Annotated in this window: 22 protein-coding genes; 11 read left to right on the top strand and 11 right to left on the bottom strand. The window is 64.8% G+C overall.

Annotation, left to right across the window (positions count from 1 at the left end; all coding sequences use genetic code 11):
- Positions 1-60: 60 nt before the first annotated feature.
- Complete coding sequence (locus AMS67_RS10475; RefSeq protein ID WP_053387472.1) at positions 61-1,374, top strand: isochorismate synthase; 1,314 nt, start codon at positions 61-63, stop codon at positions 1,372-1,374.
- A gap of 7 nt (positions 1,375-1,381) precedes the next feature.
- Here AMS67_RS10475 and AMS67_RS10480 read toward each other — a convergent pair whose 3' ends face one another.
- Positions 1,382-1,900, bottom strand: a complete 519-nt coding sequence (locus AMS67_RS10480; RefSeq protein ID WP_082305447.1) for a cupin domain-containing protein — start codon at positions 1,898-1,900, stop codon at positions 1,382-1,384.
- A 280-nt stretch (positions 1,901-2,180) separates the two neighbouring features.
- Between AMS67_RS10480 and AMS67_RS10485 the strand changes: the two genes are divergently transcribed.
- The gene (locus AMS67_RS10485) at positions 2,181-2,837 is read left to right on the top strand and encodes a GntR family transcriptional regulator (protein WP_082305448.1); all 657 of its coding nucleotides are present in this window, start codon (positions 2,181-2,183) and stop codon (positions 2,835-2,837) included.
- Between the two features lie 40 nt (positions 2,838-2,877).
- On the opposite strand, the gene AMS67_RS10490 is transcribed toward AMS67_RS10485, so the two are convergent.
- Positions 2,878-4,044 (bottom strand): glycosyltransferase family 4 protein, encoded by a 1,167-nt coding sequence (locus AMS67_RS10490; protein WP_053387307.1) that lies wholly within the window; start codon positions 4,042-4,044, stop codon positions 2,878-2,880.
- An 80-nt stretch (positions 4,045-4,124) separates the two neighbouring features.
- Between AMS67_RS10490 and AMS67_RS10495 the strand changes: the two genes are divergently transcribed.
- A complete protein-coding gene (locus AMS67_RS10495) occupies positions 4,125-5,150 on the top strand; it encodes an LCP family protein (protein ID WP_075201318.1) in 1,026 nt (341 codons plus the stop codon).
- A 100-nt stretch (positions 5,151-5,250) separates the two neighbouring features.
- Here AMS67_RS10495 and AMS67_RS10500 read toward each other — a convergent pair whose 3' ends face one another.
- From AMS67_RS10500 to AMS67_RS10510, 3 genes are read right to left on the bottom strand one after another with little or no spacing between them, the layout of a single operon-like run.
- The gene (locus AMS67_RS10500) at positions 5,251-6,144 is read right to left on the bottom strand and encodes a glycosyltransferase family 2 protein (protein ID WP_053387309.1); all 894 of its coding nucleotides are present in this window, start codon (positions 6,142-6,144) and stop codon (positions 5,251-5,253) included.
- Entirely contained in the window at positions 6,141-7,196 is a 1,056-nt protein-coding gene (locus tag AMS67_RS10505; protein ID WP_053387310.1) for a polysaccharide pyruvyl transferase family protein, read from the bottom strand. The genes AMS67_RS10500 and AMS67_RS10505 overlap by 4 nt, the downstream gene beginning before the upstream one ends.
- Positions 7,193-8,683: a lipopolysaccharide biosynthesis protein gene (locus tag AMS67_RS10510; RefSeq protein ID WP_075201319.1), complete on the bottom strand. Its 1,491-nt coding sequence runs from the start codon at positions 8,681-8,683 to the stop codon at positions 7,193-7,195. The genes AMS67_RS10505 and AMS67_RS10510 overlap by 4 nt, the downstream gene beginning before the upstream one ends.
- Positions 8,684-8,759: 76 nt before the next feature.
- Here AMS67_RS10510 and AMS67_RS18010 point away from each other — a divergent pair, with 76 nt between their 5' ends.
- Genes AMS67_RS18010 through AMS67_RS10525 form a run of 3 tightly spaced genes read left to right on the top strand, consistent with a single transcriptional unit; the run spans position 8,760 to position 12,137 of the window.
- Positions 8,760-10,232 carry a hypothetical protein gene (locus AMS67_RS18010; RefSeq protein WP_053387312.1) on the top strand — a complete coding sequence of 491 codons (1,473 nt, stop codon included), beginning with the start codon at positions 8,760-8,762 and terminating at the stop codon, positions 10,230-10,232.
- Entirely contained in the window at positions 10,123-11,571 is a 1,449-nt protein-coding gene (locus AMS67_RS10520) for a tyrosine-protein kinase domain-containing protein (RefSeq protein WP_241488059.1), read from the top strand. The genes AMS67_RS18010 and AMS67_RS10520 overlap by 110 nt, the downstream gene beginning before the upstream one ends.
- On the top strand, positions 11,568-12,137 hold the full coding sequence (locus AMS67_RS10525; protein ID WP_053387314.1) for an arsenate reductase/protein-tyrosine-phosphatase family protein: 570 nt from the start codon (positions 11,568-11,570) through the stop codon (positions 12,135-12,137). Before AMS67_RS10520 ends, AMS67_RS10525 begins: the two co-directional genes overlap by 4 nt.
- 19 nt (positions 12,138-12,156) lie before the next feature.
- On the opposite strand, the gene AMS67_RS10530 is transcribed toward AMS67_RS10525, so the two are convergent.
- Positions 12,157-12,852, bottom strand: a complete 696-nt coding sequence (locus AMS67_RS10530; protein WP_053387315.1) for a GntR family transcriptional regulator — start codon at positions 12,850-12,852, stop codon at positions 12,157-12,159.
- Between the two features lie 141 nt (positions 12,853-12,993).
- Between AMS67_RS10530 and AMS67_RS10535 the strand changes: the two genes are divergently transcribed.
- Genes AMS67_RS10535 through AMS67_RS10545 form a run of 3 tightly spaced genes read left to right on the top strand, consistent with a single transcriptional unit; the run spans position 12,994 to position 16,068 of the window.
- Positions 12,994-14,091, top strand: a complete 1,098-nt coding sequence (locus AMS67_RS10535) for a glycosyltransferase (protein ID WP_053387316.1) — start codon at positions 12,994-12,996, stop codon at positions 14,089-14,091.
- A 26-nt stretch (positions 14,092-14,117) separates the two neighbouring features.
- On the top strand, positions 14,118-14,588 hold the full coding sequence (locus AMS67_RS17355) for a hypothetical protein (protein ID WP_053387317.1): 471 nt from the start codon (positions 14,118-14,120) through the stop codon (positions 14,586-14,588).
- 52 nt (positions 14,589-14,640) lie between these two features.
- Positions 14,641-16,068, top strand: a complete 1,428-nt coding sequence (locus AMS67_RS10545) for a sugar transferase (protein ID WP_053387318.1) — start codon at positions 14,641-14,643, stop codon at positions 16,066-16,068.
- A gap of 11 nt (positions 16,069-16,079) precedes the next feature.
- Here AMS67_RS10545 and AMS67_RS10550 read toward each other — a convergent pair whose 3' ends face one another.
- A complete protein-coding gene (locus AMS67_RS10550) occupies positions 16,080-16,727 on the bottom strand; it encodes a GntR family transcriptional regulator (RefSeq protein ID WP_053387319.1) in 648 nt (215 codons plus the stop codon).
- A gap of 115 nt (positions 16,728-16,842) precedes the next feature.
- Here AMS67_RS10550 and AMS67_RS10555 point away from each other — a divergent pair, with 115 nt between their 5' ends.
- A complete protein-coding gene (locus AMS67_RS10555) occupies positions 16,843-17,517 on the top strand; it encodes a GntR family transcriptional regulator (RefSeq protein WP_053387320.1) in 675 nt (224 codons plus the stop codon).
- A 27-nt stretch (positions 17,518-17,544) separates the two neighbouring features.
- Here the strand turns inward: AMS67_RS10555 and AMS67_RS10560 are convergent, their stop codons facing one another.
- The 3 genes from AMS67_RS10560 to AMS67_RS17145 all read right to left on the bottom strand — a co-directional run bounded on the left by AMS67_RS10560 (position 17,545) and on the right by AMS67_RS17145 (position 20,889).
- Positions 17,545-18,420 carry a PPK2 family polyphosphate kinase gene (locus tag AMS67_RS10560; protein WP_053387321.1) on the bottom strand — a complete coding sequence of 292 codons (876 nt, stop codon included), beginning with the start codon at positions 18,418-18,420 and terminating at the stop codon, positions 17,545-17,547.
- Positions 18,421-18,511: 91 nt separating this feature from the next.
- Positions 18,512-20,320, bottom strand: a complete 1,809-nt coding sequence (menD, locus tag AMS67_RS10565; protein ID WP_241488049.1) for a 2-succinyl-5-enolpyruvyl-6-hydroxy-3-cyclohexene-1-carboxylic-acid synthase — start codon at positions 20,318-20,320, stop codon at positions 18,512-18,514.
- A complete protein-coding gene (locus AMS67_RS17145; RefSeq protein WP_082305454.1) occupies positions 20,317-20,889 on the bottom strand; it encodes a PLD nuclease N-terminal domain-containing protein in 573 nt (190 codons plus the stop codon). The genes menD and AMS67_RS17145 overlap by 4 nt, the downstream gene beginning before the upstream one ends.
- 84 nt (positions 20,890-20,973) lie before the next feature.
- Here AMS67_RS17145 and AMS67_RS10575 point away from each other — a divergent pair, with 84 nt between their 5' ends.
- Entirely contained in the window at positions 20,974-21,345 is a 372-nt protein-coding gene (locus tag AMS67_RS10575; protein WP_241488050.1) for a DUF4229 domain-containing protein, read from the top strand.
- Between the two features lie 22 nt (positions 21,346-21,367).
- On the opposite strand, the gene AMS67_RS10580 is transcribed toward AMS67_RS10575, so the two are convergent.
- Complete coding sequence (locus AMS67_RS10580; RefSeq protein WP_156316618.1) at positions 21,368-21,616, bottom strand: hypothetical protein; 249 nt, start codon at positions 21,614-21,616, stop codon at positions 21,368-21,370.
- Positions 21,617-21,808 lie beyond the last annotated feature (192 nt).

A 21,808-nucleotide genomic window follows, 5' to 3' on the forward strand; every position in this document is an offset into this window, starting at 1 on the left:
GAAGCCGGGGCGAGCCGACCCCTGAGCGATGCCTGCAGACGACAGGAGTAGATTGTGGGGGTGACGAGCTCCACTCCGGCCACCTCTGCGGCACCCCGACTGCGCGCGGTGACCCGGCGGCTCGAGCAGATTCCCGATTTGGTTGCGCTCGCCGACGCGCAGCATCCGATGATCTGGACTCGCGACGATCGCGGCTGCGTCGGCATCGGCGAGGTGCTGCGACTCGCCTTCACCGGCCCGCGTCGCTTCATCGATGCCGCTGATTCGTGGCGCCGGATCGCCGAGGCCGCCGTCATCGATGACCCCGTGGGCATGCCCGGCTCCGGCCTTCTGGCGCTCGGATCTTTCGCCTTCGCCGACGGAAGCCCGACGGAGAGTGTGCTCATCGTGCCTCGGGTGCTCGTGGCTCGACACCGCGGACAGGCCTGGATCACCGAGGTGGTCGACCTCGACGCCGATCCGGCACCTGCGGCACCCGCATCAACTATCGCTTTGCCCTCCGCTTCACCGCTCGGCGACTGGCCCGGCGTCGCATTCGTAGATCGCTCGCTCGCGCAGGGTGATTCGGTCGCCGCCTATCTGAGCGGCGTGCGCGAAGCCGGGCAGCGCATCGACGCCGGCGTCTTCGAGAAGGTGGTGCTCGCACGCCAACTTGAGGGCGAGCTCGATGCTCACGCCGACCTGCGGGTGCCGATCGGGCGCCTCGCTGAGCGCTACCTCGACTGTTGGGCCTTCGCGGTCGACGGCTTCATCGGGGCGAGCCCCGAGACGCTGATTCGATCGACCGACGGCGCCGTCTCGGCCCGCGTGCTCGCCGGCACACACGGCCGCCACGCTGAAGATGCGCAGCGCGACCTGCGCGCCCGCGACGAGCTCCTCACCAGCGCGAAGGAGCAGCACGAGCACGCCTTCGCCGTGCAGAGCGTCGTCACCGCACTGTCTCCCCACGTGCGCGACCTGCGCACGAGCGAAGAGCCGTTTCCGCTGCAGCTGCCGAACGTGTGGCACCTCGCTACCGACCTCGGGGCCACGCTCGGCGAGCAGAGCTCGGCCATCGAGCTCGTCGGCGCCCTGCACCCGACGGCTGCCGTGGCCGGCACCCCGACCACCACGGCGGTCGAGGCGATCGCCGAGCTCGAACCGTTCGACCGGGGCCGCTATGCCGGTGCCGTCGGGTGGATCGACGCCGCCGGCGACGGCGAATGGGTGATCGGACTGCGCTGCGCCCAAGTCTCTGCGAGCGATGCCGCTACCGGCGTTCGCACCGTGTTGGCGAGCGCCGGTGGCGGCATCGTGCAGGGATCGAGCCCGCAGCACGAACTCGGCGAGACTGTCTCGAAGTTTCGCCCCATCACCGAGTCGTTTGCGCGGTGACTTCGAGTTACTTCTCGTCGACGGCGTCCAGATCGAAGTGATCGGCCTGGTACTGGAACAGCAGGCAGTCTTTCTCAGCGGTGCACCCGCTGAAATGCTCGAGGTCGGCCGGCAGGTCGTAGTACGACCCGGGGCCGTACTCGACCCGCTCGCCGTCGATCACCGCGTAGAAGGTGCCGTCGAGCACCACGGTCGGCAGGTCTTGCGAGTGCGTGTGGAACGGGTTGTCGGCCCCGGCCGGGAAGTTCACGAAGGCCTCGTACGGGCCGCTGCCGGCGAGATCGCCGCGCACGTTCGCGTACTGCACGCCGCCGCTGCCGGGCAGCTCGACCCAGTCGAGATCTGCGGCGGGGAACGACAGCGCCTCGCTGACCGGCGGCAAGGTGGTCTCGACGGCTGCGGCGGGGGCGGCGTCGGCCTCACTGTCAGCGCCGACCGCTGACGTAGCGCTGCATCCGGTAAGCACTGCCGCGGCGGCGAGCACCAGAGCGATGGCGGGTGCGCGGAACGAAGGGGTGAACGACATGGTGGGCTCCTGAGGAGTCTGCCGAGCGACGCATGCGCGCCCGGTCGTGAACGATGGTGTCGGCTCCCCCACCGCACGGCGTGCGCCTTGAGCCGGGTCAAGCCTGACGTACCCGAAAGCACACGCACAGATGCATTCGGGTCACTCAACACTCGATTCGGCTCAACTCACCCCAAACAACTGGAATGTCAGGAATCGGAGATTCACACCTTATGTGCAAGTATTCTAAAACTTAACCCAGTTTGCGGGTGCTCCGTACCGCTCGATTCAGGAGGAACCTGTGCCAGTGCCTCGCTCGTCCTCACCGATCTCCAAACGCCGCCTGCTGCGCGAAGAAGCGCACGATGCGATCCGAGACGCCATTCTCAGCGGCGCGTTCGCCCCGGGTGAGCAGCTCGACGACCAGCAGCTGCAAGAATGGCTCGGCGTCTCGCGCACCCCGGTGCGCGATGCCTTGAACGCGCTGGCGATCGAGGGCCTCGTCGAAACCGCGGCGCAGAGCTACACGCGCGTCATCAAGCCCGACCCGGCCGACCTGCGATCTGCGGTGCAGGCACTCGGGGCACTCATGGGTGGCGTACTCCGGGTCACCGAGCCCACGCTGACGCCAGAAGTTCGGTCACAACTGATCGACATCGTCGACCTCGCCGCGCGAGAGCACCCGGATCGCGAGCCCGGATCGCATCTGACCACCATGCTCGAACTCCACGAGGTGCTCAATGCGCAGTGCCAGAATCCGGTGCTGCAGCACGTCTCAAGTGACGCACTCACCTCACTCGGCTTTCGCCTCCGCGCCACACCGAGCACGCAGCTTTTCTCCCCCGACACCCTCACGCAGGGGTATCAGGCCCTGCGCACCGGGCTGTCCGAGCATCGACCGCAACTGGCGAGCCTGGCCCTCGAATCACTGCACCTCATCGCACCCGGGCGGCGCTGAGCGGCTGAGCCTCGTCACGAGGCGGCAGGGCCGCGCCCGCTCAAGCCGCAGTGATCGGCAGCGGGCGCGCCGAGGCCGAGGCTTCGCGCAGCACTGCTTCGATCTCAGGGATGACGATGTCAGCGCTAAACCGCCGCGCCCGAATCATCGCTGCGCGCCCGATACGCCGGCGGAGCGAGGCGTCGTCCACGAGCTCCGCGAGTTCGTCGGCCAGCGCCACAGCGTCGCCCATGGGGTACACGACGCAGTCGACGCCGGGCTCCAACTCATCCACCGCACCCGCGGTGTCGGCGACGACCACGGGGCGACCGCATGAGATGGCCTCGACGATGACCTGGCCGAACGGCTCGGGTCGCAGGCTCGTATGTAGCACGATGTGCGACGCGCGCATCGCCGCGAACGGGTCGTCCAGATGGCCGACGAACCGCACGCGGTCCGTGATGCCGAGCTTCGCCGAGTGAGCTTCAAGCTGCCGCGCGTAAGTCTCGTCATCTGCGAACTGGGCGGCCCCGACGATATCGAGCGTGACATCTCTGCCAGACGCGACCAACCGCGCAACGGCCTCGATTGCCAGCATCTGCCCTTTCCATTCGGCCAGGCGGCCGAGCACGACGAGCCGAATCGGTGGCGAGTCGTCATAGACGGGATCGGCATGACGATACAGCTGCGGCACCGCGACGGGGCACGGAATGACGCGCCAGTCAAGACCGGCCGCCCAGCCTGCCGACCTGCGGGTGACCTCGGAATTGGCGATCCGCCGCAGCGGCAGCACCGCCATGCCGATGCGCTGCACGAGCGCATCGAGCATGCCGCGCGCCGGTGCTCCCATCAGATCATGGGCGTGCGCGACGACCGGCACCCCGGCGAGACGACCGGCGAGACCACCGATGAGATGCGCCTTCGCTGAGTGGGTATAGAGCACATCGACGTCACGTCGACGCAATTCAGCAGCGAGCCGACGTGCTGCGCCTACCGCTGCAGCGGGAGCGCCGAGCGCAACCCGACTACCGGCGCGGTAGGCCGACACCCGGCCAGCGAGCGGCACGACGAGCGTCTCGATGCCGCGTTCCGTGAGCATCGATTCGAGCGGCCCGTGCTCGCCGAGCACCACGAGCACCGTGGAGCCGGTCATCTGCTCGGCGACGCGCACCATGAAGAGTTCTGCGCCCGACGGTCGAGCGGAGTGACTGAACAGCACGACTTTCACGATATTTCCCCCTTCGTTGTGAATAATGATATATTAGCATTGCAAGATTCCAAATAAAAGTATTCAGGTGGGGTGATGGTATGCGTCAGCGGACGCGTCAGAAGCAGTCGCAGGGCCCGCAACGCTCGCAACGTCTGCGGCGAGTGATGATTTCGATCGGTGCGGCGTGTGCGCTGGTACTCGTCGGCATCGGCGGCATCGCACTCTTCGGAGTGCAATTGACCCATTCATTCGATGGGCAGGTCGAGGTGCTGACCGACGCCGAAGTCTTCCCAGACGAGAGCACTCGGCCCGATGTCTCAGACCGCGGCGAGCTCAACATCCTCGTACTGGCATCGGACTCGCGAGGCGATGTTGCCGAAGTCACCGAAGACGAGGAATCGACCGGTCAACGATCAGATGTCGTGATGCTCGTGCATGTCGACGCAGCCCGCCAGCACGTGCAAGTCATGTCGCTGATGCGCGACAGCTGGGTCGATGTCCCCGGCCACGGGCCGGCCAAGATCAACGCAGCAATGTCATGGGGTGGCACACCCCTCGCCGTGCAGACGATCGAGCAGTTGCTCGGAGTGCGTATCGATCACGTCGCACTGATCGGCTTCGAAGGGTTCGAGCAAATGACCGACGCGCTCGGCGGTGTCAGCGTCTACGTGCCGGCGCCGTTCGCCGAGGGCGGCTTCAGGTTCGAGCAGGGCCAGACCGATATGCAGGGCAAGCAGGCGCTGGTGTTCGTGCGTCAACGTTATGCCTTCGCCGCCGGCGACTTCCAGCGGGTGAAGAATCAGCAGGCCTTCATTCGAGCGCTTGCGAATCGCGCGATCAGCGGGGGCACCCTGACGAGCCCCACGAAGATGGCCGCCCTCGTCGACGCCATCGCGCGAAATCTCTCAGTCGATCGCGGATTCACCTCGCAGCGCATGCTCGAAATTGGATTCAGTCTCGGTGAGATTCGCCCGAGCAACGTCGCATACTTCACCGTTCCGGCGTCAGGCACGGGTATGGAGGGCGATCAATCAGTGGTGTACATCGACGAAGCCGGCCTTGCCGAGTTACGCGACGCACTCGCTACCGACACCGTCGACCAATTCGCCGCTACGCGTCCGTAGAATTCACCGCGGGCGGCCGCCAGTCCACCTGACTGCTTCGATCGGTGGTCGCCGGAGCCGCGTTGCGGCCCAGGGCATTCCTGGGCCGCAACGCGGCTCTTCAGCGTGTACTGCCGGCAATGACCGAACGTCGCAACATCCGCGGCGCTGCAGCGATGTGCCCGAGGCACCGCCCCGATCGCGTTGCGAGCTTCGCGCGATGCCCGGCACCGAACGGTGCCTGAACGAGCGCCACCAGGGTTCCCGCGGCCTCGCGGGCGAGATCACGCACCGACCACTCGGCTCCGTGCGGCCAATGACGCTCGATGAGCGGCACATCGAAGCACGCATCTTCGCGCGCCTGCACGAAGAGCCCGCTTGCGCTCTCGCGCCGCCGAACGTGCAGTAAGGCATCAGCAGCGTACGCCACCCGCAGGCCGGCGTACGCTGCTCGCCACGAGAAGTCGACGTCCTCGCTCCGGTCAAGTTCTGTATCGAAACCGTTCAGGGTTTCGAGTGCGCTGCGACGAACTCCAAGGTTGCCGCTCGGTACGAACGGCAGGTGTCGAAACTTCTCGGGAAGTCCATCGGTACCGATTGCCCCCCACGTTCCCACACCGTCAGGGTTCAACTGCTCGTATTCGAAACGCCCACCGACGACATCGGCATGCCGCAAACCGGCGCTCAGGCCCCAAATCCACCCGCGCTCGACCACATCGTCGGCGTCGCAGAACAACACCTGCTCTCCTTGTGCCGCGCGCCATCCCGCATTTCGCGCATGGCTCGGTCCGCGTCGCTCGGACGAGTCAATGACGCGCAACTCCCAGCGCCCGTCGACAAATATCGACCGTGCCAATTCGTGCACAGCTGCGATGCTCGAGCCATTGCAGCTGAGCACAAGTTCGCTGCGATTTTCCGGAAGTCGTTGCTCGGCGAGAGCGTGCAGTTGAGCGCCGAGCCATGCCCAATCCGGGCCAACCGGCACGACGACGGTGACCCCGATTGAGGCGTTCATCGGTTTACCTCGGGCCACGCACCACCATCAAGCCATTGAGAAATGCGGGCCGCAGCCCCGATCAGCGCTGCACGGTGCACGGCCACCCGCTCTGATATGCGTTCCAACTCGATCGGATCACGGCTTGCGAGCACCGCTTGAGCAATCTCTACAGCCGCACTCTGGGGTGTGAGTGAAGGTCGCTCGTCACAGACGCTGAGCCAAAAATCATCACACTTGCTGGCGTATGGAAGCGGGGTGGCCGCGACACCGAGTGCCACTGCTGCAATGGTGCCGTGCAGACGTTCCGAAACAAATGCCGCGCATGCAGCGATCTGCTCCATCATGCCCAGCACATCGCCATCGAATACGACCGTGTCCACGTCACCGAGCACACGTCGCAATTGCTCATTGACCGGCGCATCAGCATCGGTCATCTGGAACAGCACGATCTCGGCACCCATATTCGCCGCAGCCTGTTGCACTCCCTCGGCAACCTCGGCAATTTCGAACCGACTCGATCCCTCAGACCCCAAGCAGAGCCCGATGACATTGCGCGGCCTGCGTCGCACATCGATGAAGTGGGGGTAGGCCAGGGCAGGGTCACCGATCACTGGAGACGGCTGCAATTCCGCCGCGCACGCCGATGAGGTGAGCGGCCCGCGAACGCCGAGCAGTTCGAAGCCCTGCAGATCTCGCCATGCCTGCCACTCATGCGGCTGCCGCGAAAGGGTGAACTCGTCACCGCGCTCGGCCGCACCCGCACCGGCCGCGAGCACCCTCGTCGTACCGTACATTCGTTGCGCGAGTCGCGCATGACGCGCCCAGGTGCCGAATCCGACGGTCGTACCCCCGCCCAACAAGATCGCGCGCTCGCGCCCGACGAGCCTCACGCGATCCGGCAGGAACGCAGCGATCTGCTTCGTCAGATATCGCTTCAACGTCAGCGGCGCTTCGATGTCGAGCGGCCGATTCAATGCCGCTTTCCAGAAGTCATAGATCAGCTCGTCGCCGAAGTTGTTGTTGCTCTGCCAGCCGAGATAGACGAGCTCGCGAGAAGATGCACGGATCACGGGGTGGTCTCCAGTTCTCTGGTCGATGAAATCGATGTGCTTCGTCGCAGCAGGGCCAACATGCCGAGCGTTGCGCGCCGAAGCGGGGGAATCAAGAAGAAGCTTGCGCCGGCGGAAACGACGGCCGCGAGTACTCCGATCACGAGCGCCGCAGGCGCCGTATCGACGCGCACCGTTGCCCCCCAGACGCTCGCGCCAACGATGAACGAGAGCGCCGTGGGCCAGAGCACCGGCGCGCAAAAATCGCTCGTACGCAATGGGGCGCACCAGCACGCGAGGGCAATCGCAGGAATCACTGTCACCAGCGATGCAGCACTCACTGCAATCGCAACGCCGGTCACCCCATGGGGCAATGCGAGCACTACGGCAATGACCGTGACCGCCGCAACTCCGACCATGAGCAGCGCCTGACTCCGAGCGCTCCCCGTCGAGACGAATGCCCATGAGGCCGCGAAGATCATCGGTGCCGCAAAGCCGGTTCCCATCAGCAACCGCATAACGGGTGCCGACATCGCCCACGCATCTCCGAAGACGACGTCTATGAATTCAGGAGCGAGCACTGCGAGTGCGGCGAGCGACGGCCACAGGAGCAACGCGAAAATCTGCAGCACAGTGCGAAAGTACAGACGATACCGTGCGGGGTCGACAACGAGACGGCTCAGCACCGGGATGATGACCCGTTGCAACGGTGCGCTGAGCTGAGCAATCGGAAGCTGAATCAGCTGCATCGCCTGTGCGTACCAGCCCACGTTCGCGGCTTGGGCCGTAGTGGCGAGCAGCACGCGGTCAGCATTCTGTGCAACATAACGCACGATCTGGGTGACCGCAGCGTTCACACCGAACCGGCTATAGGGGCGGGTGCGCTCGCGGGATGCGGGCCGCCCCGGCTTGAATGTGCCGAACAGCAAGGTTCCCAGAAAAACTACGCCCGCAACGACGACAGCCTGCCAGACGAGGCTCGCCGCACCCGCACCATTCACGGCCAACATCAGCGCAATCGCGCAACCGGACACCGCGGCGCCGAAGTCAATCAGCGCGAGACGACCGAACCGCAGTTCTCGCCCCAGCACGGCAGTGGGTGCTGCACTCGCCCCGGCGAACAGCAGCACGAGTGCGAGCAACGGTGCGAAGTCGATGAGCCGGGCATCGGAGAATACGGCACTCAAGGGGCGAGCGAGCAGCAGCATAGCTCCGCCGAGCACTGCCCCCGCCGCGCAACTGATGTAATGCACACGACTCACGACTGCGCGATCAACATCGTCGCGCTGCAAAATCGCAGACGCAAGCCCCGAACCGCGCAGCAATTCAGAAACTGAACTGAACACCAGCACCACAGCGGCGAACCCGTATTCGCCCGGACCGAGAATCCGGGCGATGACCACGACAGTTGCAAATTGGATGACGAACCGCGCCCAAGTACCCGCAGCAGTCATCATTCCACCGCGGGCGGCAACACGTGCCAAGCCCGACTGCTGAGTCGCCATCATTTCACCACTTTCGTATTTTGTAATTCTAATATATCGTAGATCAGGTCATGCACAAACACCAGAGCGGAGGGATCACGTGACCGTACTCGGCGCTGTCTTCATCACGCTGATCGCCTTCGGGCTATTGAATCGGCGCTACTTCCCTTGGGTGCTCGCGCTCTCCGCAGCCTTCCCGTACTCCGCTGCGCTCGTCGTCGCCGGAAATACGCTCTACCTCTTCCACTTGACCGCCGCGGTTGCAACATTGCTCGTGATATTCGACCGCGACCGCAACCAACGCGCACCGCTCCCCCGAAAGATCGCGATTCCACTTGCGGTCTTTGTCATCTGGTCGCTCTTCATCACCGCTCTCGGGCCCATGATGTTCGCGGGGCAACCAGTGCTCGGCTCACGCACCGGCATCGACCACGCCATCGAGTCGCAAGACCAGCTCGGGTTCGGGGTCTCTATGCTGGCGCAGGCGGCCTATCTCGCGCTCACCGCGGGAGCGGTGCTGTACCTCGTTCGCAACCGGGTGTCCGCGAAAGTCGCCCTTCTTCCATTCGCGGTCGGCACCATTCTCGGGGCGGTAAACCTCGCCTGCGTCACCTGGGGTTTGCCGTGGCCTCGACAACTCTTCGATACCTCACCGAACGTGTTGTACGCCTTCCGGTACCGGGGCGGCATCTTCAATGAAGCATCAGAGTTCGCCGGCTTCACCGTGGCCGCCGCAGCGCTCTTCGCTGTTCTGGTCGCACGCACGAAGGGATTGAAGCGAGGGGGCAGCATCGCACTGCTGCTACTCGCACTGATCAACCTGTCCGAAGTGCAAGCCGGTACCGCGCTCGCGGGCCTCGTGCTCATCGTCGTCGCGGGCGTCGGTGCAATCATCTGGCGGTTGATCTCGACCGGTCGCGGTGCACTCCTCATCTTCTACACGTCAACCATCGGCACGCTCGCTCTACTCTTCACCGGGAGTCGGGTACTCGCGTGGGGCCTCGACATCTTCACGGGCAAGCTCGGCAGCAAGTCGCTGAATTCTCGTTCATCGAGCGATACCTTCTCGCTCGACCTCGCAGCGCATACCTGGGGTCTCGGCGTCGGCCTCGGTGCCAACCGTCCCTCGTCGTTCGCGACGATGCTCGTTTCATGTGTCGGCCTCATCGGTGCCATCGCGTTTGCCATATTCGTGTGGCGGGCCATCGCACGCGCACTCCGCAGCGGCACAGGCATTCCGTACGCATGGGCACTGATCGCTTTTCTCGCGGCGAAGATCGTGAGCTTGCCCGATCTCACGACTCCGGGCATGTGGATGCTCATCGCGGCCTGCCTGTGCGCCGCCGGCGAACTCACACACACTTCTACAATGACAAATAACTTCCCGGAGAATGCTCCGGAGATTGGGCGGAACCGTGGACCTCAAGGACTTTCTTCGGGCGCTCCGACGCCGTTGGATCCTAATCACAGCCCTCGTACTCCTCGGAGGCGTGATCGCTCAGGGCGCCACCATGCTCATCACCCCTCGATACGCTTCGAGCGCCCAGCTCTTCGTCGCCACTCAAGGCAATGATTCGGTCGGCGATCTCAATCAAGGCAATACGTTTGCGCAAAGCCGGGTCGCCTCCTACGTTTCCTTGGCCACGAGCAATCGAGTGCTCGGCGACGTCGGTACGGAACTCGGTGTTTCGGTCGAGGCCCTGCGAAAGAACGTGACAGCGGAGAACCCGAATAACACCGTACTCATCAACGTCCGCGCTACCAGCACCAACGCGCAGCAGGCATCACGCATCGCGAATCTCACGGCAGACCGCCTGGTCGAGTTGGTGAACTCAGTAGAGAATCCTGGCGCAGATGATGGGCTGACCGCCCCCGTCACCCTTACGAAGGTGCAAGACGCCGGCACCCCGACGAGCCCGTTCGCGCCAAGCAACTCGCGCAACCTCCTCCTCGGCGTTGTGCTCGGACTGCTGATCGGCGTCTCGCTCGCATTGCTCATCGAGAAGCTCGATACTCGCCTCCGCGGTCGCTCCGCCATCGAAGACATCACGGACGCCAGCATCCTCGGTACGTTCGCTCCCGAGACCGGGGTCGGCTCGGAGCTCCTACTCCGCGACCTCGAAACCTACAGCGGTCGCGCCGAGTCCTACCGACAGCTTCGCACGCACTTGCAGTTCGTCGGTGTCGATGGCGGAGTGCGCTCCGTGCTCGTCACCTCGGCTACCCCAGGCGAGGGCAAGAGCACGACGGCCGCGAATCTCGCAATTGTGCTCGCCGAAAGCGGCGTACGCGTGCTCCTTGTCGACGCCGATCTGCGGCGCCCGAGGGTCGACGCACTTCTCGGGCTTGAGCGATCGGTCGGGCTGACGACCGTTCTGACCGGACGCATTTCGCTCGAGGACGCCGTTCAAGAGGTCTCTCTCGGCGGCACGCTCTCGGTACTGACCGCGGGCGCGCTCCCCCCGAACCCCAGTGAGATGCTCGCCTCCGCGCGCATGGAGCAACTGGTGTCAGACATGACCGAGCAATTCGACGTCGTCATCATCGATAGTCCGCCACTCGTGGGAGTGAGCGACCCCAGCAGCCTGGCAGCAATGGTGAGCGGTGTGCTGCTCGTCGCGAGCGCTGACGGACGATTGCACCGTGATCAGCTGAGTCAAGCCCTCGAAAACCTGCAGTTCGTGCATGCCCGCCTGTTCGGTCTCGTCTTGAACCGCGTCGATCTCGGGCGTCGTCAGGGCTACTACGGTTACGAATCGCACCTCGAGACAGAAACGAAGCGCAGCGACCGGCGCCGGTTCTGGTCGCGTCGCGAACGCGCGACCGACGAGGTTGAGCCTGCCGCCGAGCCCGGGCCGCGTCGGGGTCGACGCGGCCTCGAGATGACAGACTCGTCACAGGCACAGCAATGAGCGAGACGGCCTGCGTACTCGTCGTCTGCACGGCAAACATCTGCAGATCCCCCTACGTCGCTGCGCGACTGCAGGCTGCCCTGCGCGACGCCGACATCCGCGTTGAGAGCGCAGGCACGCGTGCCCGGCCCGGCATGGAGATGGCAGCTGACTCGGTCGCGCAACTCGTGCACCGCGGCATCCATCCCGACCCGGCGTTCCGCTCTCGGCAGGTCACCGCCAGCATGATCGATCGCGCCACCGTCGTGCTGACGATGACGCGCGAGCATCGCGCTCAGGTGCTCGATATTTCGCCCGTCGCGCTTAAGCGCACGTTGACTCTGCGCGAATTCGCCGGGCTCGTTCGCGCTGGTGAGCCCACTGCTGACGCAATGGGTGCACGCGACGCCTGGACTTCGGCAGTCCGCTCCTGCATCTCTCGACGCGGCCAGCACCCTGAGCTTGTGTCGGGCCCAGAGGCCGACCTCAAGGATCCCTACGGCCTCGGCACCGCGGCGTTCGTGACGATGGCCGATACCGTTGAACACGCAGTGAGGGGCATCAGCGCAGCGTCGATGCTGCGCTGATGCCCCTCACCACGGGCGCTTAGCGCGACGCGGTCGCTGCATCGCCAATCGCCGTGCGCAACCCCACCAGCATGGTGGCGCACACTGATTCAATCGCCGGTTCGTCGCCGGCAACCAACGCGACGATGAGTCGCCTCACGACCGCGATTGCATTGACCGAATGCAGCACGTCGGGGTTCAACTTGAGCACGCGCTGCAACCTCGGCTGCACGATGTCGATCACCCGACGCAGGGTAGGCGCCGACATGCGCTCGGCACAGAATCGACCGAACGCCTGCAGCACAGCGTAGGCATCGTTCGGCTGAGCGACGCGAATGCGCCGTTCGAGGAGTTCGAGCACCTGGCGATCGTCGGCCGAAATGTCGCGCACGAGCTGCAGCAGCCCAATGCGATACGTGCTCGCGAGCAATTCGAGCGCGACGTCGAGATCACCCTCGTAGAGGTCGGTCGTGCGGGTGTAGCGGTTGGGCGCCGTATCGACGAGGCCCGCTGTCGCCAGCTTTGCCAGCGCCTCGCGCACGGGCGTGCGCGAGACATTCAAACGCTGGGCGACTTCGTCATCGCGGATTCGATCGCCCGGAGCGAAGTCGCCGTTGATGAATTCGTTCACGAGCACGTCGTAGACGTCTTGGCGCAGCAGCCGACGATGCTGCAACTGGGTGCTGATCGTACCTGGCAGATGTTCGGCGACATCGTGCGCGGTTTGCCACGACATAAGTTCCGTCCTTTCTAAAAAATATTGAAATGTTGTGTTGCAGTATTTCAATCCATGCCATAGTCTACATTCCAGAACCCCAGAATGCAAAGATGTTAATATTTCAGCACTGGATGGATATCGAGAAGGGACGTGAAATCAATGGCCGGACTCATTGCGCATGAGTGGATTGAACAGGTAGGCGGCGCCGAAAAGGTGCTCGACGCCTTCGCCGACACGTTCGCCGATGCCGACATGTTCTGCCTCTGGAACGACGCACCCCAGCGCTATTCGCGCCCGGTGCACGAGAGCTTCCTCGCTCGCACGCCACTGCGCGGCCGGAAGGCCCTGGCGATGCCACTCATGCCCAAGGTGTGGAACTCGCTGTCGAACGACGGCTACGACTGGCTCCTCATCAGTTCTCACCTTTTTGCCCATCAGGCTCAGGTGCCCGGGCTCGACCCGAATCGCAAGTTCGTCTACACGCACACGCCGGCTCGGTATCTTTGGGAACCGGAGCTCGATGCTCGCGGCGCCTCCCCCGCCGTACGCGCGGCATCACCGATGTTCCGCGCCCTCGACGCCCGCGCAGCTCGGGAGCACCGCAACGTCGCCGCGAATAGCGACTTCGTACGTGCTCGCATCGCGCGCACGTGGGGTGTCGACGCCACGGTGATCCACCCCCCGGTTGACATCGACCGACTGCAGCGGGTCGCGGACTGGCGCGACGAACTCGACGAGTTCGAAGCCGAATTCATGGCGACGATCACCGAGCCGTATCTCCTCGGTGCCTCACGATTCGTTCCGTACAAGCAGCTCGATACCGTCATCACAGCCGGCGCCGCGACAGGCATGCCGGTCGTCATCGCCGGGAACGGCCCTGATGAGGATCGCCTCAGAGCTCATGCCGCCTCCCTCGGGGCAGAGGTGCGATTCGTCATCTCTCCCTCAGATGCACTGCTCGCGGCGCTGATGCAGCACGCGGCGGTCTACATCTTCCCGGCCGTCGAAGACTTCGGCATCATGCCCGTCGAGGCGATGGCTCTCGGAACCCCGGTCATCGTGAACGCTGCGGGCGGCGCCTCCGAATCGATGCTCGAGGGGCACACCGGCGTCGCATTGAGCGAATTCACCCCGGCCGCGCTTACCACCGCAGTGCATTGGGCCTCGGGCATGAACACCGAAGTCTGCCGAGCTCGCGCCCGCGAGTTCAGCACCACCCGCTTCCAGGGCGAAATTCGCTCATGGATGTCTCTGTAACACCGAACCACACACTGGAGTACCTCATGCAGAAGAAGACCCGCCTCATCACCTCGCTCGCCGCCGCATCGATCGCGCTGATCGCCCTCGCCGGTTGCACGAGCACCCAGCCCGATGACGCCGCGAAAGACGGCAAGCCGACCGCCGGCGCCGAGCAGTCCGGCGATCAGGCCTCGACCCAGCCCGATGAAGAGTTCGTGCCCGAGGAGAAGACCTACGAGTGCGTAGATGGCGCAGCGAGCATCACCGAGAGCAACGCAATTCTCACGCTCGAGGGCGACTGCGCGTCGGTCGAGGTCACGGGCGTGAACTCGCTGATCTCAATCACCGGCAACGTCGACCAGCTCTCCGTGGGCGGTTCGATCAACAAGGTCGTCACGGTGTCCGCGAACAACATCACGTTCGTCGAGGAGTCGAGCGGCAACGTCGTTGTCAGCCAGGGGGAGCCCGCCGTTACCGAAAACGGAGCCGATAACGAGGTCGTGGCCCCCGAGTAAGGGCCCCGATCACCCGAGTTTCCTCATTCCCCTGAAACAGAAAGAAGCCAACGTGGCTGTCCTTGATTCCAGCGCGCTGCAGGCGAGCCTCGCGCGGCCGCGCCTACGCACCGGTTCGGCGATCGCGCGCATACGCGCATCGATCTTCGCGACCGACGCAGTCATCATCGCAGCGGCCACGCTCGGAGCTCAGCTCTTTCGGTTCTCGGATCTGACCGCGTCTTCCGACCTGTTTCTCGGCGAGGTCGGCGTCAACTACCTCACGGTAACCGTCGGCCTCGCCGCCGTTTGGCTGATCGCACTCTCGATGTTCCGCACGAGAGATGCGCGGGTGCTCGGTGTCGGTGACGATGAATACCGTCGCGTGGTGCTCGCAAGCATCTCGGTGTTTGGCGTCGTCGCTATCGTCGCTTACGCGTTGCAGCTCGAAATTGCCCGCGGGTACCTCGCGTTCGCGTTACCCGCGGGCATCGCGGCACTGTGCCTCAGCCGGAAGATCTGGCGCACGTGGCTGGCGCAGCAACGCAGCCATGGCGAATATCTCTCGAACGTCATCGTTGTCGGCAGCCCACAGGAGACCAGTGGCGTTGTCAAGCAGATCAATGCGACACCGAAATCGGGCCTGCGCGTTGTGGGCACAGTCAGCACTCCCGCGAATGCGGCAGAAACCGCGAAACTCCTCAACGCCTCGGCCGTGATCATCGCCGGAGGTCTTGAGCGCGATTCGCTCTGCGCACGGACACTCACCTGGGAACTCGAGAAACACGCCATCGAGCTGATCGTGCCGTCTCCCCTCTCCGGCATCGACCAGATGCGCGTGCAGCATCGCCCGGCGGGCAGCATGCCGCTGATGCACGTCGAGATGCCGAAGTACTCGGGTCTGCGCCGCGTTGCAAAGCGCGCCTTCGATATCGCTGCTGCCGCACTCGCTCTTGTTCTCTTGAGCCCGGTCTTCGCCATCGTCGCGTTTCTGGTGAAGCGCCACGACGGGGGCCCGGTATTCTTCAAGCAAGAACGCATCGGCCGCAACGGCGTTTCGTTCTCCATCTACAAGTTCCGCACGATGGTAACGAATGCTGAGGCGCTGAAAGCTGCTCTCCTCGAACACAACGAGGGCGCCGGGCCGCTCTTCAAGATGAAGCACGACCCTCGCATCACGCCGTTGGGGGCGTTTCTACGCCGCTCTTCGATCGACGAACTGCCGCAGCTCATGAACGTGCTGCTCGGCACGATGAGTCTCGTAGGCCCTCGACCGGGCCTGCCCACCGAGGTCGCCGACTACGAGCGGCACACCGAGCGGCGTTTGCTCGTCAGCCCCGGCATTACCGGGCTCTCGCAGGTCACCGGCCGCAGCGACCTCACCTGGGAGCAAAACGTGCGCTTCGACCTGCACTACGTCGAGAACTGGTCGTTCGGTCTGGATCTCGCCATTCTCGGTCGCACCGTGAAGGCCGTCACGCGAAGCTCGGGCGCGTACTAACCGCGCGAGCCCTACGGCAGTTTGAACAGCTTTTCGGTGGCGAGTTCCGCGGCGACGGACTCGCCACCGGCGATTGCGGCGTCGAGGTCATCCATGAGTGCCTCCAGCTCGGCTCCTGCGAACATCGATGTGAAGTATTCGCCGGGCAGTTTGAACATCAATCCCGCCGCCGTGTCGGTGTAGACCTTCAGCAGCAGACTGTTACCGCACTGTGCGGCGAGCAGATTCCACATGCCGAGCACGGTTCGGCGCGCTTCGGGGAACTTGCCGTCACGGAGCTGCGCTCGGGAGCGGCGCAGGATCGCCAGTACTTCATCGCGCTCCGCATCGCTCAGGCGCGTGACCGCCAGTCGAACGACTCCCCCGAGCAGCACCCCCAGCGTTTGCATCGCCTCGAGCGTTTCTTCAGGCTTGGGCGTTGCGACCCGGGTGTACCGATTCGGCTCCATCTCGATAAACCCGGCACGCGTGAGCTCATTGAGCGCATCGCGAATCGGTGTGCGCGAAACACCGAGCCAGTCTTGGAGCGCCTTGTCGTTCAGCGACTCACCCGGCTCGAGCGTGCCGTCCATGATGGCTTCACGGATCTGCTCCTCGACGACGTCGCGCAGCAGCACACGCTTTCCTTCAGCGATCGGGTTCTTCTTCGGGACCGGCATCGGGCATCCTTTCGTCACCTTGCGAGAGCGGTGGCTCCACACAAGTATTCAGAATTCTGATGCGGCACCATACCCCTCGGTGCAATATACTACTATTCAAAATGAGGGGGCACAGATGCCGGTTCCGCAGAATTCAGCGCCGATCAAGAGCGAACGCAAATTACTCCGCGATACCGTTCGCGATCGAATTCGCGATGCGATCATGGACGGCACGCTTGCTCCCGGTGAAGACTTGAATGATCACGCGCTCCAGGAGTGGCTCGGCGTCTCACGCACGCCGATTCGCGAGGCAATTAACGAACTCGTGCGTGATGGGCTCATTGAGACCTCACCGAATCGATACACACGTGTGGCCATGCCTGACTACGGCAACATCGTGGCAACCTTTCGCACGGTGGCCGTGATCTACGGTGGAATCATTCGCCAATCGCTGCCCCAGATGAATGACGCGCAGCTGCGGCACCTCGAGGGCAATCTCGCGAGCTATCAGTCTTCGTTTCAGGCAAACGATGCGCAAGGCGTCCGTGACTCAACGCTCGCGGTTCTTGCATCGTTCGAGGAGTCTTGCGACAACCCGGTACTCTTGCAAATTCACCGCGCGAGCTTCCACGGCCTCGCCTTCGCGATCAAAACAGAATCTGTATTCGAGCGGTTCGATCTCGGCAAGTATGCGGCGAACGTTGAGCGCTTCGTCGCTGCAGTCAGCGCCAGAGACACTGCAACCGCTGTTGCAGCGTTCGAGGCCGCGTTCCTCCTCGAACCCCTCAGCTCACCAACCAGCTCCGAGTAGTCGCGCGCTCCTCCACCCAGCCGAAGATCATCGATTCGGCCAGCTGATGTCGAGCGAGTCGACGACGCGCTGACGCTCGGCGGCGACGTCGAAATCGGGCGCGGGCCAGTGCGGGCTGAGCTTCGCGAGCTCGGCGATGACGATGCGCTGCACCGCGACGCGCGCGTACCACTTCGCGTTGGCCGGCACCACGTACCAGGGCGCCGCATCGGAGTCGGTGCGCTCGATCGCCGTCTGGAACGCTTCCATGTACGCGGGCCAGTGCAGGCGCTCGTCGACGTCACCCGGGTTGTACTTCCAGTACTTTTCGGGGTCGTCGAGACGCGAGATCAGGCGCTCAGCCTGCTCCTCGGGCGCGATGTGCAGCATGATCTTGACCACGCGCACGCCCTCAGCCGAGATGCGCGCTTCAAAAGCGTTGATCGCACCGTAGCGTCGCTCAATCTCTTCCGGGGGCGCGAATCCGCGCACTTTCTGAATCAGCACGTCTTCATAATGCGAGCGATCGAACACCCCGATCACGCCCGGGCCCGGCACGCGGGGTTCGACGCGCCACAGGAAGTCGTGCGCGCGTTCCTCCTCCGTGGGCGATTTGAACGCGGTGAGCGCGAGACCATACGGCTCCGTCTGCGCGAAGACGTGATTGACGATGCCGCCCTTACCCGCTGCATCCATGGCCTGGAGCACGACGAGCAGGCGATCCTGCGCGCCGAGTCGACTCTGCGCGAACAGCTTCTCTTGCAGCACCCGCAACTCCTGCGCCGCACGCGCGAGTTCTTTCTCACCTGCGCGCTTGTCGGCGTCGGTGCCCGGCTTCGATGCCGGGTCGACCGCACTCAGTTGGAACCCCTCGCGCACGCGCAGCAGCTCGGTGACCTCGTCGGTCCAGAAGGTCTTCGTCATCGTGTCTCCTCGGCCTTGCGCAGTCGCTCGTGCAGCCGGTCGCCCACGAACTCGTGCCTTCCACTGTAGGGCGGAGTCGGCGTCGAGCGCGCTATTCGGCGAACGGGATCTCGACGATGCTCGGGCCGGCGACCGGCTCGGTGAGCAATCGTTCGAGCTCACTGCGGGTCGCAACGCGACGATACTCCCAACCATAGGCCTGTGCGAGTGCAGCAAGATCGGCACGGTGCGGCGTGCGCATCACGCGCGCAAACGCATCGGGATCAGCCGTGCCCGCGACTTCGAGGCCGTCGAAGATGGTGCCGCCATGGTCGTTGCCGACGAAGAGTTGGACGCGCGGGCGGCGCTCCCCCTCGAGCAGCAGCAGCGATCCGGCATCGTGCAGGGTTGCCAGGTCGCCGATGAGCACGCGCGTCGTGCCGGCTCCGCGTGCGGGGTCGTCAACGTCTTGGCTCGCCGTGGCGACGCCCAATGCCGTCGCGATCGTGCCATCGATGCCCGCGAGGCCGCGATTCGCGTGCACCGCGACCCGCCTGGCCGGCGCGAGACCGTCGAGCACCCGCACGAGTCTGGATGCCGCGACCACCAGACGATCGTGCGGCCACGTGCCGCGCCACACGCTCTCGACGAGCAATGCTCGAGAGATCGGTTCGCGCATCGTTGCGACTTCGGAGCGTGCGTACGCGTTGCGCTCTTTGTATCCGGTCGCCTGAGCCGCTTCGAGATCGGGCTCGTGCACGGTGGTGCGCTCGCGCTGCAGCGCACGATCGGCAACGACCCACGCGCCGAGCCACCTGCGGAGGGCGCGCGGATCATGGTTGTCGGCGACTCGGGCGGCACGCACAACGCGGGCACTGCGGCTGGGGTCGACGTGTTCGACCCGCGGCCCGTCGTGCGGGTCGACGACGATCACCTCGACATCGTCTCGACGCAGCAGCGCCGGAACCTGACGGGTCAGCGTCGGGTGCCCGAACACGATTGCCTGCTCGACCAGCCCTCCGATCTCGGGGTCGTCGATCAGCGTGGCGTAGCCGGTGATCGCCTCGCGCCCGAATCGAGCACCGCTGACGACCTCTGCCAGCAACGGCAGCCCTGACTCGCGCGCGAACTGCTCCGCCGCTTCACCGGCACCTGAGCCGGCGATAACGACGGCCAGCGCGTCGCCGGAGTGCGCATACGTGTCCTCGGCATCGTTCGGTGCGACCGGTGCGTCATCAGCCGCCGCCGCGTCGCGTTCTTCGGCGGCGGCGGTAAAGCCAGCAGCGATCATGCGATTGAAGCCCGCAGTACCCGAGAGCGGATCGCGGAAAGCGAGATTGAGTTGGACCGGACCGGCCGGCGCGCCTCCAGCGACACCCGTCGCCGCGCGCAGGGCACGAGCCGCGAGCGTCGCCGGATCACGCTCGGGTTCACGCCGCAGGTCACCGTCAACGAACTCGGGCGCCGCAACATCGGCAGACCACCGAGCAACTGCCGCGAAGGCGCCGGCCTGACGCGTGGTCTGGTTGCTGCGCACACCACGCAGCTCGTCTGGCCGATCCGCCGAGAGCACGACGTACGGCACTCTGCCCTCATGAGCCTCGAACGCGGCGGGCACGAGGTTGGCGACCGCCGTGCCACTGGTGACGATCACCGGCGCGGGGAGCCCAGTTTCACGTGCAACACCGAGCGCGAAGAAGCCGGCCGAACGCTCGTCGAGCGCCACGTGCAGACGCACGGCACCGGTCGACTCCGCCGCCGCCGCCGCGAGTGCGAGCGCTTGCGAACGCGAGCCCGGGCACACGACAACATCGCGCACGCCACGACGCACGAATTCGGCCAGCAGCTCGACCGCGAATACCGAGGCCGCGGCTGGCTGCCCCGCCGACACAGCCTGTGGGGCGTGTTCGGGCACGGTCACGAGGCGGAATCGCCGTCGGGGCGCTTTCCGGGTTCTGCCGGGCTCGCGTCGCCGGGCTCGGAGTTCGTCGTCGATCCGGACTCAGACTCCGTCTCGGGAGCGGTCGTTTCGCGGGGGTCGGACGACGTGCGCGGCTCGAGGTCGTGGGCATCAGCCGTCGGGGCGTCGCTCTGCGGGCCCGGGCGATCCGGTGCATCATCTGCACCCTCCGTTGCGGGGCGCGCGGTCTCACCCGGGAACGTCTCGTTGTCGAGCTCGCGCAGGCGATCTTCGAGGTCGCGCATGTGCGCGTCGAGATCGTTGCTTGAGAGCCGAGTACCGGTGAAGCGGGGGTCGTCGTCGGGTGCCGAGCGCCGCACCTGCGCCGCGCGAGCCTGCGATTGGGGCGAGCCTTTTCCGATCAAGAACCACAGCGCCGCACCGATCACCGGGAGCACCACGATCAGCACGATCCAGACCGGTTTGCCGACACCGCGAGCGCGCGACGCGTCGGTCATCGCCGCGTCGACCAGCGCGTACAGCGTGAAGGCCACAGCGATGACGATTCCGATAATCACGAACCGCACCATACCCCAATCGTACTCGGTTCGATGCGACAAACCCTGGGGCTTGCACCAAGGGACGGCACAGGTGCCGCGACTACACTCGTGCGGGTGAAGAACACCCGCTCCGCCTGGCTCGTCTACATCGTGCTGCGACTGCTCTTTTTCGCAGTGCCGTTCGCGGCCCTGTATCTCATCGGCATTCAGCCGTGGCTGGCGGCGGTCTTCGCAGCACTCATCGGTGTCGCGCTTTCGGTGATCTTCCTCTCGCGCTCGCGCGCAACCGCGTCAGAGAGCATCTACGACTGGCGCAATCGCGACCGCACGGCCGACGACATCGTCGAAGACGAGGCCGTCGATGCCGAGGCCGACGCCACTCCCGCCGCATCCGGATCTGACGCCCCGGCAGATACGACAATCAGTGGCGACCCCGCGGATGCTGCATCACGCACGCCGTCATCCGATGCCGGTGAGCGGGCGTAGAGCACCGCAAACGCTCTTTCACTCATCCCTTCGGTGAGATGTCCGACCGTGGGGCAACGCACGAGATCGACTCCCCATCCGATCCGGATGCCTGCGCAAGCACCGAGCCCTTCGCGTCGATAATGAGGCAGGTGGCGTAGCCGCGCTGAGGCGCCGTCAACGACACCTCGGGCTGCGAGCCACCATCGACCCGCCTCACCCACGCCGATGCGTCGACCTCTTCAGGCAGCACAAGCGCCCCGTCGAGCTGCCGGTACTGATAGAACGTCACTTCGCCGATCGTGTCCGACGACTGCACCACGTACTCGACAGCGCTCGACGGTTCGGCTGGTGCGCAACCGAAAAGCCCGAGTACGGCGGCGCCAGCGGCGAGAGTTCCTCCGCATTGAGTCGATATATTCTTAAATTTCACATGACACAGCATGCACGCCGACGCTGAGTGCAGGCTGCACAACACTCCAGT

Source organism: Leucobacter japonicus, from assembly GCF_001273855.1.
GTDB classification, from domain to species: domain Bacteria; phylum Actinomycetota; class Actinomycetes; order Actinomycetales; family Microbacteriaceae; genus Leucobacter; species Leucobacter japonicus.

Excerpts from the sequence above, each read along its gene's own strand:
- AMS67_RS10560 (WP_053387321.1), bottom strand. The coding sequence starts at position 18,420 with ATGACGAAGACCTTCTGGACCGACGAGGTCACCGAGCTGCTGCGCGTG.
- AMS67_RS17355 (WP_053387317.1), top strand. The coding sequence starts at position 14,118 with ATGCAGAAGAAGACCCGCCTCATCACCTCGCTCGCCGCCGCATCGATC.
- AMS67_RS17145 (WP_082305454.1), bottom strand. The coding sequence starts at position 20,889 with ATGGTGCGGTTCGTGATTATCGGAATCGTCATCGCTGTGGCCTTCACG.
- AMS67_RS10535 (WP_053387316.1), top strand. The coding sequence starts at position 12,994 with ATGGCCGGACTCATTGCGCATGAGTGGATTGAACAGGTAGGCGGCGCC.
- AMS67_RS10550 (WP_053387319.1), bottom strand. The coding sequence starts at position 16,727 with ATGCCGGTCCCGAAGAAGAACCCGATCGCTGAAGGAAAGCGTGTGCTG.
- AMS67_RS10525 (WP_053387314.1), top strand. The coding sequence starts at position 11,568 with ATGAGCGAGACGGCCTGCGTACTCGTCGTCTGCACGGCAAACATCTGC.
- AMS67_RS10555 (WP_053387320.1), top strand. The coding sequence starts at position 16,843 with ATGCCGGTTCCGCAGAATTCAGCGCCGATCAAGAGCGAACGCAAATTA.
- AMS67_RS10480 (WP_082305447.1), bottom strand. The coding sequence starts at position 1,900 with ATGTCGTTCACCCCTTCGTTCCGCGCACCCGCCATCGCTCTGGTGCTC.
- AMS67_RS10510 (WP_075201319.1), bottom strand. The coding sequence starts at position 8,683 with ATGATGGCGACTCAGCAGTCGGGCTTGGCACGTGTTGCCGCCCGCGGT.
- AMS67_RS10495 (WP_075201318.1), top strand. The coding sequence starts at position 4,125 with ATGCGTCAGCGGACGCGTCAGAAGCAGTCGCAGGGCCCGCAACGCTCG.
- AMS67_RS10500 (WP_053387309.1), bottom strand. The coding sequence starts at position 6,144 with ATGAACGCCTCAATCGGGGTCACCGTCGTCGTGCCGGTTGGCCCGGAT.
- AMS67_RS10530 (WP_053387315.1), bottom strand. The coding sequence starts at position 12,852 with ATGTCGTGGCAAACCGCGCACGATGTCGCCGAACATCTGCCAGGTACG.